This window comes from Ectobacillus ponti (genome assembly GCF_024294785.1).
Taxonomy (GTDB): Bacteria; Bacillota; Bacilli; order Bacillales; family Bacillaceae_G; genus Ectobacillus; species Ectobacillus ponti.
On the sequence record NZ_JANCLT010000010.1, the window covers coordinates 32,069 to 49,876 of the forward strand.

Sequence of the window (17,808 nt, forward strand, 5' to 3'; positions counted from 1 at the left end):
TTACATTACCATAGTGGGATTAAAATCAATTGCAATCTGCAAATCCTTGGCCATATCCGCCTGATACTGCTCATAAATCATGCGGAGCACGGCCTTCAGGTTCGGTTCCCGCTTGTATTTTATCATGCACTGGTATCGATATCTATCTTTTATCCTTGCAATTGGCGACGCAGCCGGGCCGAGGATGATGGTATCCGCGGCACATGTCTGCCGCAGCATGGCCACAATGCGTTCTGTTACATGCACCGCCTGAAGCAGTTGGGGGTGGGATACCGTTACAAGTGTGAGATAATAATATGGCGGATAATGATGGGCCCGCCGGATCCGCATTTCCTGCTCAAAAAAGTGCTCATACTGCTGTGCCCTTGCAAGCTGGACACTGTAATGCTCCGGCGTATACGTCTGAATGACAACCTCGCCCGGCAGCTCATGGCGTCCGGCCCGGCCGCTCACCTGCGTCAGCAGCTGATATGTTTTCTCGCTGGCCCGGAAGTCCGGCAAATGGAGCATCGTATCCGCCGTCAAGACACCAACAAGCGTCACTCTTGGGAAATCAAGTCCTTTGGCAATCATCTGAGTCCCCAGTAAAATGTCCGCTTTTCCTTCACCGAACTGTGTCAGCAGCTTTTCATGCGCACCCTTCCGGCTCGTCGTGTCCACATCCATGCGGATGACACGGGCTTCCGGAAACAGCTTTGCCAGCTCTTCTTCCACCTTCTGCGTTCCCGTTCCAAAGAAGCGGAAATGCGGGCTTTGACAGGACGGGCAGGCTTGCGGCAAAACCTCTTCATAGCTACAGTAATGACACTTTAGCCGTTGATTCATACGGTGGTATGTCAGAGAAATGTCGCAATGCGGGCATTGCACCACATAGCCGCAATCACGGCACATGACAAAGGTCGAATGCCCCCTTCTATTCAAGAACAGAACGGTTTGTTCCCCCTTCTGCAGCCGATCCGCAATTTTTTCATGAAGCAGGGCTGAAAACATGGAGCGGTTGCCCCCGCGCAGCTCCTCCCGCATATCAATAATGTCGACTGCCGGCAATGCCTGCTCATTCATCCGCTTTGTCATAGTCAGGAGATGATACACACCTTTTTTCGCCCGGGCAAAGGATTCAAGCGTTGGTGTCGCGCTTCCCAAGATAACAGGACACCCATGATACGCACCGCGCCGGATGGCCACCTCCTTGGCGTGGTACCGCGGATTGTCCTCCTGCTTATAGCTGGATTCATGCTCCTCATCAATAATGATGATGCCCAAATTCTCAAATGGCGCAAAGACTGCTGAGCGCGCACCGACCACAACCCGCACTTCCTTGCGCAGAATTTTCCGCCATTCATCATATTTTTCGCCAATGGATAAAGCGCTGTGGAGCACGGCCACCTGCGAGCCGAACCGCCCTTTAAAGCGATCCACCATTTGAGGCGTCAGCGCAATCTCCGGAACCAGCACGATGGCTTCCTTGCCCTGGCGCAGCACAGCCTCAATGGACTGCAAGTACACCTCTGTCTTGCCGCTCCCTGTTACACCGTACATCAGAAATACTTCGTGGCGCTTCTCTTCAATGCTCGAAAGAATCGGGGCAATGACTGTACGCTGCTCCTCTGTAAGCGGAAACGGCACGGTCCGGGCAAACTGCTCCTCATCATACGGGCTGCGGTAGACCTCCACATACCGCTCTGTGAGGATTCCCTTTTTCAAAAGCGACTTAACCGGAGACTCCGTCACCTGCACGTCTTCCTTTAATACAGAAAGCGGCACCGGCATGTAATGTTCAATAAAATAGCGCAGAATATCCTGCTGCATTTCGCTCTTCAAGCCGTCAGCCAGCCGCTCAAGCTCCTCCTGCGGGGCAGACGGATAAATGACGCGCTGCTTTTTCTTCTGTGCCCGGTCCTTCACCTCGTAGACCACCTCAATGGCTCCTTCTGCAATGGAGGCACGCAGGCTGCGCAGCAGACCCGGATGCTCCTCCGCTGCTTCCCAGTCAATCGCATCCTTTCCGCCGAACAAGGCCTGCACCTGCTCCGGCACCCCGCCCCGCAGCAGCAGCTGCTTCTTATAAGCAGCCCGTATCGCCGCCGGCAGCATGGCTTGAAAGGCCGAGATGGTAAAACAAAGCGTATCCTCCGCCAGCTGAAAGCCCAGGCTGAGCAGTTCCTCATTCAGCACGGGTGTGACATCCAAAATTTCCGCCAGCTCCTTCAGCTTGTCAGGAGCAACATCAAGATGCTCCTTGACTCCGACAACAAAGCCCTGCAGCTTGCGTGGGCCGAACGGCACAGCCACACGGATGCCGGGCTGCACCAGGTCCTCCCAGCGGGCCGGAATGAGGTAATCAAACGGACGGTCTGTTTGCCGGGCCGGCACATCGACAATCACGCTCGCAATCTTCATACATGTCCCCCATTCAACAAACCTTGCACCTCTGCCAAAAGGCTGCGGGCAACCTCCTGCTTAGACAGCATCGGAAGCGGAATGGACGTGCCGTCACGCTTGTACATGGTCACAATATTTGTGTCCGTGCCAAAGCCTGCACCCGCCTTCGTCACATCATTGGCGACAATCATATCCAGATTTTTGGACTCCAGCTTGCCCGCGGCATACTCGGCAACATTTGTTGTCTCCGCGGCAAAGCCAACGAGGACCTGCTGCCGCTTGCGCATGCCCAAGGTTTTCAAGATGTCCGTCGTCCGTTCCAGTTCAATGACAAGCTCGTCTGCCTGCTTTTTCATTTTCTCCCCATGCACGGTTTTCGGACGATAATCGGCGACAGCGGCAGTCTTGATAACCGCATCAACTGAATCATACCGCGACAATACCGCTTCCAGCATTTCCTGGGCAGATTCTACGCTGACAGCCTGTACATTGGGAGGGATAGGCAGTGCAGACGGTCCGGTCACAAGTGTTACATCCGCCCCCAGCTTAGCCGCTTCCCCCGCAATCGCATAGCCCATTTTGCCGGAAGAGAAGTTTGACAGATAGCGGACCGGATCGATACGCTCTCTTGTCGGTCCGGCTGTGACGAGCACCTTTTTTCCGGCGAGCGGACGCTCCTGGGAGAAATGCTCCTTGATCAGCGCCACGATGGTTTCCGGTTCCTCCAGGCGTCCCTTCGCCATGTAGCCGCAGGCCAGAAATCCTTCTCCCGGTTCAATAAAGCGATAGCCGAATCCGGCCAGCGTCTCCATATTCTTCTGCACGGCCGGGTGCTCATACATATGTACATTCATGGCCGGCGCAATCATGACAGGTGCCGTTGCCGCCAACAGTGTAGTGGAAATCATATCATCCGCCATTCCATTCGCAAGCTTGCCGATGATATTGGCTGTTGCCGGCGCCACGATAATCAAATCCGCCCAGTCCGCAAGATGGATGTGAGAAATAACGGATGGCTCATTCTCAGCAAACGTATCCGTGTATACCTCCTGGCGCGATAAAGCTTGAAACGTGAGAGGGGTTACAAATTTCACCGCTCCCCCGCTCATCATTACCTTGACAACCGCACCCTCCTGCACCAGCTTGCTTGTCAAAGCTGCCGCTTTGAAAGCAGCAATGCCTCCTGTTACACATAGTAGAATGTTTTTCCCACGCATCGTACGCTCTCCCCTTTATCCGCCTGCAGCGGCCGTTCTTACATACATCGTAAAAAAACAACAACCTATTTGTAAATAGGTTGTTGTGGCGAAAAGAGATATAAAGATTACTTGCCGGATTTCTCTTCTTGCGGCTTGTAGTCCAGCATGCGGCTGTCGATTTCCTCCAGCGCTTTCCCCACATACTTATGGGAAACAGGGCGCTCCACACGGCAATCATAGCGCTCCTGCATTTCACGCGCGCGCTTCGCTGCCACTGTGACAAGTGTGTATTTTGAATCAATTTTGTTCAACAGGGAGTCAATAGATGGATTTAACATATTTATTCAGCCTCCGTCATTTGTTTATAATATTTCGCCACACGATCACGGCGGCAATGCTCTGCTGTCACGATGGATGTAATGCGCTCGCAGGCAAGATGAATTTCATCATTTTCGACGACATAGTCGTAAGCATCCATCAAATCAATTTCTTCCTTCGCCATCCGCAGACGGTTTTGGATAACCTCCTCGGTTTCTGTGCCCCGGCCGACAATCCGGCTCTTGAGCTCAGACAGGCTTGGCGGAGCGAGGAAGACAAACACGCCTTCAGGAAATGCTTTCTTTACCTGCAGCGCACCTTGCACCTCAATTTCCAAGAAGACGTCTTTGCCTTCCTGCAGCGTTTGCTCTACATAGTCGACCGGTGTTCCATAATAGTTGCCGACAAACTCCGCCCACTCCAGCAGCTTCTCGCTGCGGATCATATCCTCGAACTCCTCCCGCGTCCGGAAGAAATAGTCCACTCCGTCCACTTCGCCTTCACGCGGCTTGCGTGTCGTCACGGAAATGGAGTATTGCAAAGCAAGATCTTCTTGCTCAAACAGCGCCTTCCGCACGGTTCCCTTTCCCACGCCGGACGGGCCGGACAGAACGATCAGCAATCCTCTTTCACTTCTCATGTGTATGTAAACCTACCCTTCATCACTGAAATCTTCTTTATTGTTCAGCCGCTGCGCGATTGTTTCCGGCTGAATGGGACTTAAGACAACATGGCCATCATCCATCATGATGACAGCTCGTGTTTTTCGGCCGTATGTCGCGTCAAGCAGCACGTTTTGCTCGCGTGCCTCCTGCACAACTCGCTTAATGGGAGCAGATTCTGGGCTTACGATTGCTATAATTCGATGAGCAGATACGATGTTGCCGTATCCAATATTTAAAAACCGCATGGCCATACCGGATGCCTCCTAGTAAGTCTAACCGAATTCCTTCTACAATATAACCGTCTCCACACACCGTGGCTACTCCATATTCTGAACGTGCCCGCTGCTTTTTTCAAGCTAAATTTACAAATCAGCCGGCGGGCTGCTTGTCCGCTTCAGAAAAAAATGAGCAACAGAAAAGGTAATAGAGACCACTCTACTACCTTTTCAAAGTATATCATATTGTCCTTCATTTGACTATTTTAAGTTTGCCTGCTGCTGCAGAACCGGCTTCTTTTTCTTTTTGTCCTTGCCGCCGGTCAGCAGCGAGCCGACGAGCAGGAAGGTTGGGATGGAAGACAGCCCCACAATCAGCAGCCAATCCCGCGCCTGAATCGGCATAGTGTCAAAAATCGGCTGCAGCGGCTCGTAATAGATAACGACCAGCATGAGCAGGATGGAAATAATGACGGAGCCCACCAAGTACATATTGCCAAAAGGGTTGCGATGGAAAATGGAATGCTCGCTCCGGCAATCAAAGACATGGATCAGCTGTGCCAGCACCAATGTTGCAAATGCCACTGTCTGTGCATACTTCAGTTCATTTGGATTCTGGTTGTAGGAAATAATGAACGCCAACAGTGTAACGAAGCCTATGAGGAAGCCGCGGCTCAGAATTTTCCAGGAAAGGCCGCGTGCAAACACGCCTTCCTTTGGATGGCGCGGCTTCCGGCGCATTACATCCTCTTCTGCAGAATCAAGGCCGAGCGCCATTGCCGGCAGCCCGTCTGTTACGAGATTCACCCATAGAATTTGGATGGGCACAAGCGGAAGAGGCAGTGCCAGCAGCATGGCAAACAGCATGACCAAAATCTCCCCTACGTTGGAAGCAAGCAGGTAACGAATGAACTTGCGGATATTTTCATAGATGTTGCGCCCCTCTTGAATGGCAGCCTTGATGGTGGCAAAGTTATCATCCAGCAGAATAAGCGAGGACGCTTCCTTCGCCACATCCGTTCCTGTAATTCCCATCGCCACGCCAATATCAGAAGCCTTGATTGCCGGTGCATCATTCACGCCATCGCCAGTCATGGCGACAATATGGCCCCTGTTTTGCAGCGCCTTTACGATCTTCAGCTTATGCTCCGGCGAGACGCGGGCAAACACGTAGGTTTCCTCCACGATGCTCTCCAGATCCTCCACTGACATTTGCATCAGCTCAGCGCCTTCTACAACCCGTCCGCCCTCCGGCAAAATATCCAGCTGCTTCGCGATGGCCATGGCGGTCACTTTGTGGTCTCCGGTAATCATGATGGTACGGATGCCGGCCTCCCTGCACTCCTGTACCGCCTGCTTCACCTCCGGGCGCGGCGGATCGATCATGCCCTGCAGACCGATGAACATGAGATTGCTCTCAGCTTCCTGCTCATTATGAATCGTGTCGCTGTCGCGCAGCGGTTTATAGGCAACTGCAATCGTGCGGAGCGCCTGCCCGCCAAGCACATTTACTGCACTCTGCACTTCATTTTTGTACAGCGTGCTCATCGGCTGCTGCTTGTCGCCCCAGAGAATGCTGCCGGAAATGCCAAGCAAAACATCCGGTGCCCCCTTTGTCACCACGAACCGCTTGCCGCTGCTGTCTTTTACAATCACGCTCATCATTTTTCGCGTCGAATCAAATGGAAACTCCTTTAGAATATGAAACTGCTGTGCCAGCACCTCTCTCGATAAACCCGCCTTCATCGCAGCGGCCACAAGTGCCCCTTCTGTCGGGTCGCCGTCGAGCACATACTCCTTCTTCTTTTTTACAATGGAAGCGTTATTGCACAAGCATCCAAAGGTCAACAGTTGATACAGCGAACGGACCTTTGCCGGGTTGACCTGCTCCTGTCCGCGATGGAAGGCGCCGGACGGATTGTAGCCCTGCCCGCTGACCTGCCATGTGTCTCCCCCGGCCCACAGATGCGTCACCATCATTTTGTTTTGCGTCATGGTGCCCGTCTTATCAGAGCAGATGACGGAAGCACAGCCCAGCGTTTCCACCGCAGGCAGCTTGCGGACAATGGATTTCTTCTTAATCATCCGCTGCACGCCAAGCGATAATGCCACTGTCACGATTGCCGGCAGCCCTTCTGGAATGGCGGCTACAGCCAATGACACACCCGCCAGGAACATCCGGTAGAGGTCATTTCCTTGGTAGACGCCAACCAATACAACCAATGCCGTCAGCGCCAGCGCTACCACAATAAGAATCTTTCCGAGCTGCTCCAGCCGGATTTGCAGCGGCGTTTCACTTTCCTCTGCGTTTTGCAGCATGTTGGCAATCTGCCCCATAGCCGTGTTCATGCCGGTGCCGACCACAACCCCAATCCCGGATCCCCGCGTCACCATGGTTCCCATGAATGCCATGTTGGACTGGTCGCCAATTCCCACGTTGCTGCCGGCAATGGCATCAGCCTTCTTTTGTACCGGCACAGACTCACCGGTCAGGGCGGACTCCTCTATGTACAAGCTCGATGCCTCCACGATACGCACATCCGCCCCGATGCGGTCGCCGCTTCCAAACTTCAGCACATCGCCAATCACAAGCCCCTTTGAGGGAATCTTAATCCATTTTCCATTCCGGAGAGCGGTCACCTGCGGCGCGGTCAATTCCTTCAGTGCTTCCAGCGACTTTTCCGCCCGCCGTTCCTGGAAAAATCCGAGAACGCCATTGATCAGCACAATGGCAATGATGGCCACGGCATCCACCATTTCCCCGAGCAGGGCCGAGACAATAGTCGCCCCGAGCAAAACAAGCACCATAAAATCCTTAAACTGCGACAAAAATACAACCAGCGCAGACGGACGTTTCGCCTCCTGCAGTTCGTTCGGGCCAAATTGCTTTAAGCGGGCATTTGCCTCTTGCTCTGACAGCCCCGCTTTGACATTTGTGTTCGTCTTCTTCTCCACTTCATGGGCCCGCAGCTCATACCAATTCATCCTCTCACCTCAACTCTCTGTTTACGAGACATGCTCTACTCAAATGGTATTCAGACTCGTCCTAAAAAATGCTATAATAAGCCATTGGCTGCACGAAAGGAGTGGTATGCATGTCTTTTGACGGACTGTTTACAAGAGCAATTGCCAAAGAATTGAAGGAACGACTGGAATCCGGCCGGATTTCTAAAATATATCAGCCCTCCAAGTATGAGATTCTGTTACATACAAGGGCACGGGGAAAAAATGAAAAACTGCTGCTCTCTGCCCACCCGTCCTATGCACGGATGCATATGACAGCACACAGCTACGACTCGCCGGCATTGCCGCCAATGTTCTGTATGCTGCTGCGCAAGCATCTGGAGGGCGGGATCATTGAACGAATTGAACAGGTGGAGCTGGAGCGCATCATCCGCCTGACAGTCCGCAGCCGGAATGAGATTGGCGATGAATCCTACAAAACATTAATCGTGGAAATTATGGGTCGGCACAGCAACATCATCCTGATTGATACCGCCACCGGCACCATTCTCGACAGCCTGAAGCACCTGTCCCCTGCCGTCAACCGGCACCGCACCGTGTTTCCGGGCCATGCCTATGTCGCGCCGCCGGAGCAGCATAAGGTGGACCCGCTTGCGGTGGAAACAGCCGACCAACTGCTGCGCCCGCTTGATTTTCTGGCAGGGAAAATGGATAAACAGCTTGTGAATGTGTTTGCCGGCGTGTCCCCGCTGCTCGCAAAGGAAATCGTAAAAACAGCCGGACTCGTCAATGAGCGGACACTGCCGGCAGCCTTTTTGGATATCATGCAGCGCATCAGACAGCATGACTATACGCCGGTCATGATCACACAGGAAGCAAAGGAAACCTTCTACATGCTCCCGCTGACGCACATACTGGGCGAGGTCCGGACCTTCGACAGCCTGAGCGCGCTTCTCGACCGCTTCTTCTTCGGCAAGGGCGAGCGCGACCGGGTAAAGCAGCAATCGCATGATTTGGAGCGGCTCATTACGAATGAACTGGCCAAGAATGAGAAGAAGCTGGAGAAGCTGTGCCGGGAGCTGCAGGATGCGGAAAAGGCGGAACAATATCAGCTGTACGGCGAGCTGCTGACCGCCAATATGTACAATATGAAGCGCGGACAGGCGGAAATTGAGGTTATCAACTATTACGACGAAAACGGCGCGACCATCACCATTCCGCTACATCCATTAAAAACACCGTCTGAAAATGCACAAAGCTACTTTACCCGATACCAGAAGGCGAAAAATTCCGTTTCTATTATTGAAGAGCAAATTGCAAAAACAGAAGCTGAAATTTCCTATTTCGAAGGTCTTCTTCAGCAAATGGAATCTGCCTCCCAAAAGGATACGGAGGAAATTCGCGAGGAACTGGTGGAGGAAGGATACCTGCGCAGCCGCGGCAAAGCCCAGAAGAAGCAAAAGCCGGTGAAGCCAGTGCCGGACCGTTATGTTTCCACTGCCGGAATTGAAATTCTAGTAGGCAAGAATAATAAGCAAAATGATTATGTCACAAACAAACTGGCCCGCCGCGATGAAATTTGGCTGCACACAAAGGATATACCAGGTTCGCACGTTGTCATCCGTTCCATGGAGCCTGACGAGCAAACGCTGCAGGAAGCCGCCGTGCTGGCAGCGTACTTCAGCAAAGCGAAGCAGTCCAGTTCTGTGCCGGTAGATTACACCAAAATCCGCCACGTCAAAAAACCGAGCGGTGCCAAACTTGGCTTTGTGACCTATGACAACCAACAGACACTATATGTGACGCCGGATGAAGATCTTGTTCTGCAGCTGAAGGCATAAGCAGCGAGTTTACACCGGAAATGAAGAAGACACCCTCAATATGAAAGGTGTCTTCTTTGCATTTTACATGGAAGGTGATTGCTCCTCCCCGGCGGCCGCATCAACAGCCGGTGCTTGCACACGCTTGAACACATTCACCGCAAATACAATGACTCCCGCAACCACCATTGTCCCGCCAAGAGCGATCAGCGGAACCATTTCGACACCGGCCAGCAGTTGAACAGCCAATCCGATCATCATGAACGGCAATCCAACGTTGTGCAGCCAGAAATGCACCTTCGCCAGCTTAGATGCGCCCGCCTGCGGAAATAAGTGATAGATGATTCCGGCAAGGGTCAAGGCTGTCCAGCCCAGCAAATTGATGTGCACATGCACCGGGGTCAGCGCAAACTGATGTGTCATGGACATGCCCATGCCAATACAAACACCCAATACAAAATATAAGACCGAAATTTTGATAAAACGAACCCCCATCACCCTCCCACCTTCCTTTATCTGGAATTTATTATACGTTTTTTATAATACATAAAAATTCTCAAATAAGTAAGGGGGATATTTTGCAGGTTTTCCATGAAACTTGCGCCGGAAACGGACTGCTCTGCGGAAACAGTACCTCCCCTTTTACAGGCAGATGTAAGAGTATGCTCCAGACAAGCATTACGGTACATGAAATAAAAGATATGGAGGAAGAAATATTTGCACAGCACGCTCCCCTTGCCCGCCGGCATAGGGGACAAAGTGTTTTTGGCATGATAGGATATAAGAAAATTCAACTTTGAGGTGAATATATTGATTCAATATGAGGAGTTGCACCATATTGGGGTGAATGTGACAAACTTGGAACAAGCAAAGCATTTCTATGGCACGGTGCTCTGCCTGCAGGAACTGAACCGCCCTGCTTTTGATTTCCCAGGCGCCTGGTACGCAGTCGGAAACCAGCAGATTCATCTGCTGGTCCAGCCTGGCTCCCACACGCTGCGCCATACCACACAGCTGAGCAGCCGGGAAGGCCACTTTGCCTTGCGGGTACAAAGCTACGAGCAAACCCTCGCTTGGCTGCAGAAGCATGAAATTGAAGTGCTGGAGAAGCCTGACAGCAAAAGCGGCTTTGCCCAGATTTTCTGCGCCGATCCCGATGGCAATTTAATTGAACTGCATGTGGAACGGAAATAAGCTGATGGCTGCAGATGATACCCTGCAGCCATCAGCTTTTATCAAATGCCGAATGTATTGCCGCCATTCACCGAAAGCGACTGGCCTGTAATAAATCTCCCAGCATCTGACGCCAGGAACACGACGGCATTGCCAATATCAAGCGGCTCCCCCGTACGCCCAAGCGGCACGCCCTGCTGATACCCGCTTGTATCGATTCCCGCATGCCGCTCTACCGGAATAAAGCCCGGGTTGATCATGTTCACGGTAATGTTAAAGGAACCCAGCTCATTTGCCCATGAACGTGTCATGCCAAGCTGGGCGGATTTCGCCGTTACGTAGCTGGCGAAGTTAGGATTGCCGATTTGCACAACCTCGCTGCCGATCTGAATGATCCGGCCGGCCTTCTTTGCCTTCATGCCCGGCAGTACTGCCTTCGTCAGCAGCAGGGGCGCCTTCACAAAAAAGTGAAGCTGGTCCAGATAATCCTGCCAAGTGCTGTCTTCGATGGACAGCTCCGGCTGCGGCCCCGTGGCATTATTCACCAGAATATCAATGGTGCCGCCGCAGACAGCCTCCGCTTCCCGCACGATGCGCTCCACAGAAGCTTCATCCGTTACATCCCCCTGTACTGCAAATGCTGTTCCCCCGGCCTCTTGAATCAGCCTGACGGTCCGCACAGCATCCTCCGCGCTGTAAGCGTAGTTGACGGCCACAACAGCGCCGGCTTCCGCCAATGCGAGACAAATGAACCGTCCCAATCCTCTGGACCCGCCCGTCACAAGGGCCACTTTGTTCTTCAAATCATACTGCATGTGCAAGACCTCCCCATTTCGTGGATATACGATTCTCTCCACTATTTTACTATAGAGCGCCTTCTTCTGCTGTTGAAGTATGCGGGGCAACCTTATGCATTGTCAGGGGGACAAGCGGACTCCCGGAAGTCCGGCTGATTTCAACATACTTTTCCTTCCCTTCTGCACGATGCACACAAAAAGAGGGACGGCACAGAAGCCCGCCTGCAGGCAGTCTCTTCGGCCATCCCCCTTTGCGGAGCAGCTTTACCCTTCCAATAAAGCTTGCGCAATGTATTCTCCCTTTTGTATGCCGCGCGCGCAAGCAAACATGGCGCTTCCCACATGCTTGGTATACTCGTTCAGCTTATCCTGCTTGGAGAGCACTTCGAGCATGGGCAGGAGTTGCCGGTCGGGATTTTTCTGATAGCTGATGAACATCAGGCCCGCATCGACATAGCCCGTTTTTGCATCCACTCCATCCGTATAGGAATAGGCTCTGCGATAAATCTGCTGGCCGGTTCGTTTCGCAAGCCCGGTATGTGAGGTGGAAGGCTGTTGGGCCAAGTCAACAGTGTCATGCTCCTTCACCTTGCCATAAGGCGCACCGGAAGTCTTTTTCCGGCCGAACGTATCCTCCTGCTCCTTCAAGGAAGAGCGGTCCCACACTTCCAAAAACATTTTAATCTTGCGGCAGGCCATATAGGTCCCGCCTTTCATCCAGTCCGGCTCTTCTTCTCCGGCCCAAACAATCTCGTCATGCGCATGCACATCTTCCGGGGACGCATTTGCTGTACCATCCTTGAAGCCAAACAAATTGCGCGGGGTTTCCCCATCCGGCGTGCTGATAAAACCGGACTGCATCCACTTCAGTTCTGCCGTTCCAACCGCTGTCTTGATAAAGTTGCGGACTGCATGGAACGCAACCTGCTGGTCATCCGCGCAAACCTGTATGCAGATGTCCCCGCCAATGAAGGGCTGCTGCAGGTCGTCACGCGGAAATGGCGGGATATCCTTTACATGCTTTGGCATCTTTTCCAGCACGCCAAAGCGGTCCACACCGTTTTGGCTGAAGAAGGAAGGACCGAAGCCGAAAGTCATCGTCAGCCGCGACGGCTGCAAATCCAATGCTTCGCCTGTGTCCTTCGGCGGAAGCCAATCATTGCCCTTATCCTCTGCCGTGTCCCCCATACTCATTTGCGCGCCAAGGGCCGTCCAGGTCTTGTAAAGCTGGATGACACTGCTTCTGCTGCCTGTTGTCAGATTGAAGGCGGCCAGATACATATACGTTTGCTGCGGTGTGACAATCCCTGCTTGATGCTGCCCATAGAAAGGAAGAACCGATGTATTCCGGCTCTTTCCTGCAGCAGCCTCGCTTTTGGCTGAGCCTCCCGTAATGGCGGCAAATGTCCCGATGCCACTGGCACTGATTGCCATGCCTGCCCCTGCCGCCAGCGAGAGCTTCAGCAGGTCCCGGCGGGAATACTTTTTGCTTTCGGTCTGTTCCATTCTATTTCTCTCCTACTCTATTAAAAAATTTCAGCAGTTTGTGCCATCAGCTCAGACAAGGCGCTCAGCTGCTGGCTTAATTCCCGAACCTGTTCCTTTGTCAGAGATGTATAGTTCATATAGGAATCACCTTGCTTATATTTCGCCAGGGAGGCTGTAATACCGTTGAATTGTTCATCAAGCTTTTTCGCCAGCTCAGCATTCTTCTCGTTCAGGGCTGGAAGAATGGCATGATAGATTGCCTGCGAGCCTTCTACGTTTGCTGCCAGGTCAACAAGATCAATATGAGAATACCGCTCTTCTTCCCCAGTAATCTTGGAAATAGCCGCTTCATTCAGAAGCTCCATCGCTCCGGCAACCACCTGCGTCGGCTCCAGCTTTACACCCTTAATCTTCGTCTGGAGCTCTGTTACATCCTGATTCAGCTGGTCGGCATATTTCTCCATACCTGTCAGGGAGCCATCCACCCAAAGCGCTTTTTCAATGCGGTGGAAGCCGCTCCACTCTTCAGCCGCCACATCTCCTTCACGCGCGTCAATTCTGGGGTCCAAATCGCCGAAGCTTTCCGCAATCGGCTCAATGCGCTCGTAATATACACGGGAAGCGCCATACAGCTGCTTTGCCTGCTCCATATTTTTCGCCTTCACCGCTTCTGTAAATGCTTTTGTTGTTGTCACGAAGGAGGCGGTTTGCTCATTTACGTACGCGCTGTACTCTTCAACCGCCTTCTGCAGCGCCTCAGAATTCTTCATCGCTGTTTGCTTCGGATTTTTCAGATTCTCCAGTGAACGGCTGAGCTGCACGCTTAAATCCTGCGCTTTTGTTTTATCAACAGTTTCTTTCATTGCTTCTGTATAGAGCGGCTGCAAATATTTCTCTGCGTCTGTATACAATAAAGGATACTTCTCACGTATTTCGTTCTCGGCAGACAGCCATTTCTCATTCAGCTCTGTTCCGTATTGTTTTACTTGCTTCCTATCATCCTGCTGCAGCGACTCCTGCAGCTTCTTTAAAGAAGCCTGCATCGCTTCTACATTCGTCTTCAGGGATGTTTGTTTCCCTTCCGCTTTTGCCTCCTGCTGGTCCTTTGCTTTGGAAGAGTTTGCTTCCTTGCTGCAGGCTGACAGGACAGGGAGTGTCAGAAGAGAAAGAGTAAGTGCTGTATAGGTAAATGGTTTTTTAAATTTCATATTATACGGCCTCCTGGCTCACTTGTTTTCTGCGATTTGGCTTTCTTTGCATCAAAACGATGACAAGAGAAAGAAGGATAACTGCAAATTGCGGCAATGCACTGTACCAAGACGGGTACATGCCCAAGAACGAAATGGTCGGCAGCATATCATTTCCCGCCGAAGGAATCATGCCTGACAGCTGCAGGCTGTGGATTCCTGATCCCATAAACTTAATACACATATAAAATATAATCAGACTGGAAGCAAGGAAGAACGGCTTGAGCGGCAAGCGGACACTCAGCTTCAGCATCAGTACTCCGATGACAAGGAGGACCCCGAAGCCAACGGCAATTCCGGCGGCCAGCTCCGACATTGACATTTGATGCACCATGCCGACCAGGAAGATCACCGTTTCCACCCCTTCCCGCAGAATCGCCAGAAAAGCGAGAGCCGCAAAGGAGAACGCTTTTCCATTGCTGATTGCTTGCTCTGTCTTTTGGTTCATAAAAGCATTCCATCTCTTCACATTGGCATTCCGATGAAGCCAATGGCTTACATACAGCAGCATAAGGCTGGCAATGACACCAGATAATCCGTTAATCAAGAAATTATTTTGGCCGAATGCCGCTGCACTCAGCGCGTAGCTCACAAGGAAGCCGACGGCCAGGCTTGCAAGAAGCCCGGTGATAGTGCCTCCCCAAATCCATGTGCCGCCCCGCTTCATGTTTGCCTTTTTACTGAAGGTGAGCAACGCTCCCACAACCAACAAGGCTTCCACTCCTTCGCGGATCGGAATTAATGCAGCATCCCACATCCCATATGAAGCTTGTGACAGCGGCTCTAAATCCCTGGTCATGGCATCGATGGCAGCGGTTGCCTTTTTCACTCCGCCTGCTTCCTCCATATAGGAAGACAATTGGACGAGCCGTTGCTCAGCATTGTTGTATACCGTTTTCGACTGACTGACCACATCCCCTTCAATGCTCAGCCATTGTGACTTCAGCGCTTCTATTTCAGCCTTTGCTTTCGCCATGTCTCCGTCTGTCAGGGATTGCTTCGCCTGCTGCAGCAGACTGATATAAGCGGTTATAGTCATTTTCTTGACAGACTTCTCGTTCTTCTCCAAGTATCCTTGGCTGTACTGGTTCAGTACACTTTTCAGCAGCTGTAAGGACTCCTCCGCCTTTTGCTTGTCGTGATTCAACAGGGATACAGAGACAGTCGCCATCTTTGTTTCTATTTTTCCCAACGCATCCGGGGACTGCTCCCTCATATCGCCCTTCATCTGGCTCCAATTCTTTTTAAAAGCCTGGAAGGACTCTGTTGCTTTTTCAAAATTATCTTCCTTCACTTGTTGAATTGCACCGTCCACATCCGGCACCAATGCCTGAATCCCGTTCTGCAGACTTCCATCTGCGGCAAACACCAGATTGTGTCCGCTTATGTACAAAACAAGGAGAAATGAAAAGACTCCCCTCAAAACTCTATGAATTTTCATTCCCACACCCCGCATTTAAATTGAAAACGATTATCATTCTCTCTTTGTTTTATCAAAATATATCCACTCTGTCAATAATGAATCTCAATCTCATTTGCATATACCACATCATATATGGTGCTCTTCTCTTGCCTTATTTGTACACGATACCCAGGCAAACCACTCAGAAAGACCCGCCAGTTGCACTGTACAGACACATGTGCTCTGTATAAAGAAGTTCTGCCCATACCTTGTAAATGGGAATAAAAAACTATAAGGCAGTTATTCATTTACAATTCTCTTCCCCCACACTATAATTCTTAGTAAACAAATGAGATTTATCAACTAAAAGAGGTGTTATCATGCTAAAGCGTTTTTCCGTATCTCAAGATGTCTGTCCCGTATGCAAGAAAGCTCTTGCAACAGAGGCCCACCATTTCTTCTCATCCCATGTTACAAAACAGTGCCCGGATGGACACTACGAGAAAGAACAGCACCCGGCATTAGAGATACCTGTTGAGGTTCTAAAGCAATGAGAAAAATTCAATGAAGGCCCCTTACACCAAAATAAAAAGCACACTACCTACAGCAGTGCGCCCAGTCCTTGTGATTGTTTCATCGTTATCCTAAAATATCCAGCCAAATCTTGATGGAGGTGGCAACAATCAATCCTGCCAGGATGAGTTGCAGAACCTTTGTATTCATTCTCTGGCCTGCTTTCGCCCCAAGCGGCGAAGCAATCAGACTTGCCACAACCATAATCGCTGCGGGCAACCATACAACTTGGCCGGTTGCCACCTTCCCGGCAATGGATCCAATAGATGAAATAAACGTGATGGCCAAGGATGAAGCAATGGTCATGCGAGTCGGGATTTTTAAGATTACCAGCATAATGGGAACAAGAATAAATGCCCCGCCGGCACCGACAATGCCTGAAACCGTCCCGACAAGAAACGCTGCCCCCGCAGCAATCCCGCCGTTATACTTCACTTCCTCGGGAGGGAGGTGCTCCACTCCCTTCTTTGGAATCAGCATCATAACGGCAGCTGCTGTCGCCAGCACAGCATAAATCACGTTTACCTGGCCTTCGCTGATGAGTTTAGAGCCAAACCCGCCAATCAAGCTTCCCGCCAAAATGCTGATTCCCATGTAGAGGACAAGTGACCGGTTCATATACTCGCTTTTCCGGTAATACCAAACCCCTCCCAAGGTGGCGAAGAACACCTGGACAGCCACAATACCGGATACTTCATGAGCGCTGAAGGCTGTGAAGCCCAGTACAGCGGGAACATAAAGCAGAATCGGATAATTGATAATGGCCCCCCCGATGCCCAGCATTCCGGAAATAAAAGATCCGACAAAACCAATTAGAAATAACGTAAGGATGAAACTCAGCCCCATTGTGCATCCCCCCAGGCAGCATTCCGTACTTCTCCCTTACTCTACAGCACCTTCCCATGCCAGCATGCCGCCTGTCATGTTAATGACTTTGTAGCCGTGGCTTTCCAACAGCTCCGTTGCTCTGCCGCTGCGGCCGCCTGAGCGGCAAATCATAATGTACTCCTTGTTTTTATCCAACTCATGCATACGGAATTCCACAAGCCCAAGCGGAATGTTCACAGCGCCGGGAATTTTCCCTGCTGCCACTTCATCTGTCTCACGCACATCAATTAAATTCAATGCTTCCCCTGCCGCCAGCTTTGCTTCCAGTTCTTTTGTTGTCATGCTCTTCATTAGACTCGCTCCCTTTCTAGTTCCAGGCGCTCATGCCGCCTTTTACATTTTTAATATTGACAAACCCAAGCTTTTTCAGCAGTTTGCTCGCCTGCGTGCTTCTCATGCCGCTTTGGCAAATGACAACAACACCTTTTTCCTTGGAAAGCTTTTCTGCCTTCTGTCCCAGTTCGTGCAGCGGAATGTTTTGAAATCCTTTAATATGGTTTCCTCGAAACTCCCCAGACGTACGAACATCCACAAACTGCACCTGCTTATTTTTCAATTCTGCTTTCAGTTCATCTGTCGTAATGACCTGCACTCCTTTTACAGGCATCATCCGTCTCATCACCAACCAGCCAATCAGAACTACCAGTAATCCATTAATCGCCATCGACATGCTCATC

The 17,808-nt window shown here is 51.4% G+C and carries 17 protein-coding genes; 3 read left to right on the forward strand and 14 right to left on the reverse strand.

The window, feature by feature from the left end; all coding sequences use genetic code 11:
* The 6 genes from priA to NK662_RS16860 all read right to left on the reverse strand — a co-directional run bounded on the left by priA (nt 1) and on the right by NK662_RS16860 (nt 7,764).
* Complete coding sequence (priA, locus tag NK662_RS16835) at nt 1-2,400, reverse strand: primosomal protein N' (RefSeq protein ID WP_254760107.1); 2,400 nt, start codon at nt 2,398-2,400, stop codon at nt 1-3.
* Entirely contained in the window at nt 2,397-3,599 is a 1,203-nt protein-coding gene (gene coaBC, locus NK662_RS16840) for a bifunctional phosphopantothenoylcysteine decarboxylase/phosphopantothenate--cysteine ligase CoaBC (protein WP_254760108.1), read from the reverse strand. Before coaBC ends, priA begins: the two co-directional genes overlap by 4 nt.
* 107 nt (nt 3,600-3,706) lie before the next feature.
* Entirely contained in the window at nt 3,707-3,919 is a 213-nt protein-coding gene (rpoZ, locus tag NK662_RS16845) for a DNA-directed RNA polymerase subunit omega (protein ID WP_254760109.1), read from the reverse strand.
* A 2-nt stretch (nt 3,920-3,921) separates the two neighbouring features.
* Nucleotides 3,922-4,539, reverse strand: a complete 618-nt coding sequence (gene gmk / locus NK662_RS16850) for a guanylate kinase (RefSeq protein ID WP_254760110.1) — start codon at nt 4,537-4,539, stop codon at nt 3,922-3,924.
* A 12-nt stretch (nt 4,540-4,551) separates the two neighbouring features.
* Nucleotides 4,552-4,815: an extracellular matrix/biofilm regulator RemA gene (gene remA / locus NK662_RS16855; RefSeq protein WP_254760111.1), complete on the reverse strand. Its 264-nt coding sequence runs from the start codon at nt 4,813-4,815 to the stop codon at nt 4,552-4,554.
* Between the two features lie 225 nt (nt 4,816-5,040).
* On the reverse strand, nt 5,041-7,764 hold the full coding sequence (locus NK662_RS16860) for a calcium-translocating P-type ATPase, SERCA-type (protein WP_254760112.1): 2,724 nt from the start codon (nt 7,762-7,764) through the stop codon (nt 5,041-5,043).
* Between the two features lie 110 nt (nt 7,765-7,874).
* Between NK662_RS16860 and NK662_RS16865 the strand changes: the two genes are divergently transcribed.
* The gene (locus tag NK662_RS16865; protein WP_254760113.1) at nt 7,875-9,584 is read left to right on the forward strand and encodes an Rqc2 family fibronectin-binding protein; all 1,710 of its coding nucleotides are present in this window, start codon (nt 7,875-7,877) and stop codon (nt 9,582-9,584) included.
* 63 nt (nt 9,585-9,647) lie between these two features.
* Here the strand turns inward: NK662_RS16865 and NK662_RS16870 are convergent, their stop codons facing one another.
* Nucleotides 9,648-10,058 carry a cytochrome-c oxidase gene (locus NK662_RS16870; protein WP_254760114.1) on the reverse strand — a complete coding sequence of 137 codons (411 nt, stop codon included), beginning with the start codon at nt 10,056-10,058 and terminating at the stop codon, nt 9,648-9,650.
* A 315-nt stretch (nt 10,059-10,373) separates the two neighbouring features.
* On the opposite strand from NK662_RS16870, the gene NK662_RS16875 reads away from it, so the two are divergent.
* Complete coding sequence (locus NK662_RS16875) at nt 10,374-10,757, forward strand: VOC family protein (protein ID WP_254760115.1); 384 nt, start codon at nt 10,374-10,376, stop codon at nt 10,755-10,757.
* Nucleotides 10,758-10,798: 41 nt separating this feature from the next.
* Here the strand turns inward: NK662_RS16875 and NK662_RS16880 are convergent, their stop codons facing one another.
* From NK662_RS16880 to NK662_RS16895, 4 genes are all read right to left on the reverse strand, one after another.
* Nucleotides 10,799-11,551, reverse strand: coding sequence for an SDR family NAD(P)-dependent oxidoreductase (locus tag NK662_RS16880; RefSeq protein WP_254760116.1), 753 nt, complete (start codon nt 11,549-11,551; stop codon nt 10,799-10,801).
* A 246-nt stretch (nt 11,552-11,797) separates the two neighbouring features.
* Entirely contained in the window at nt 11,798-13,039 is a 1,242-nt protein-coding gene (gene efeB, locus NK662_RS16885) for an iron uptake transporter deferrochelatase/peroxidase subunit (protein WP_254760117.1), read from the reverse strand.
* Between the two features lie 20 nt (nt 13,040-13,059).
* Nucleotides 13,060-14,229 carry an iron uptake system protein EfeO gene (efeO, locus tag NK662_RS16890; protein WP_254760118.1) on the reverse strand — a complete coding sequence of 390 codons (1,170 nt, stop codon included), beginning with the start codon at nt 14,227-14,229 and terminating at the stop codon, nt 13,060-13,062.
* Nucleotide 14,230: 1 nt separating this feature from the next.
* Nucleotides 14,231-15,709: an FTR1 family protein gene (locus tag NK662_RS16895; protein WP_254760119.1), complete on the reverse strand. Its 1,479-nt coding sequence runs from the start codon at nt 15,707-15,709 to the stop codon at nt 14,231-14,233.
* 341 nt (nt 15,710-16,050) lie between these two features.
* Between NK662_RS16895 and NK662_RS16900 the strand changes: the two genes are divergently transcribed.
* The gene (locus NK662_RS16900) at nt 16,051-16,224 is read left to right on the forward strand and encodes a hypothetical protein (RefSeq protein ID WP_254760120.1); all 174 of its coding nucleotides are present in this window, start codon (nt 16,051-16,053) and stop codon (nt 16,222-16,224) included.
* A gap of 85 nt (nt 16,225-16,309) precedes the next feature.
* Here the strand turns inward: NK662_RS16900 and NK662_RS16905 are convergent, their stop codons facing one another.
* From NK662_RS16905 to NK662_RS16915, 3 genes are read right to left on the reverse strand one after another with little or no spacing between them, the layout of a single operon-like run.
* Complete coding sequence (locus tag NK662_RS16905) at nt 16,310-17,089, reverse strand: sulfite exporter TauE/SafE family protein (RefSeq protein ID WP_254760121.1); 780 nt, start codon at nt 17,087-17,089, stop codon at nt 16,310-16,312.
* Between the two features lie 36 nt (nt 17,090-17,125).
* Entirely contained in the window at nt 17,126-17,422 is a 297-nt protein-coding gene (locus tag NK662_RS16910; RefSeq protein WP_254760122.1) for a rhodanese-like domain-containing protein, read from the reverse strand.
* A 16-nt stretch (nt 17,423-17,438) separates the two neighbouring features.
* A complete protein-coding gene (locus NK662_RS16915; protein ID WP_254760123.1) occupies nt 17,439-17,807 on the reverse strand; it encodes a rhodanese-like domain-containing protein in 369 nt (122 codons plus the stop codon).
* Nucleotide 17,808: the final 1 nt, after the last annotated feature.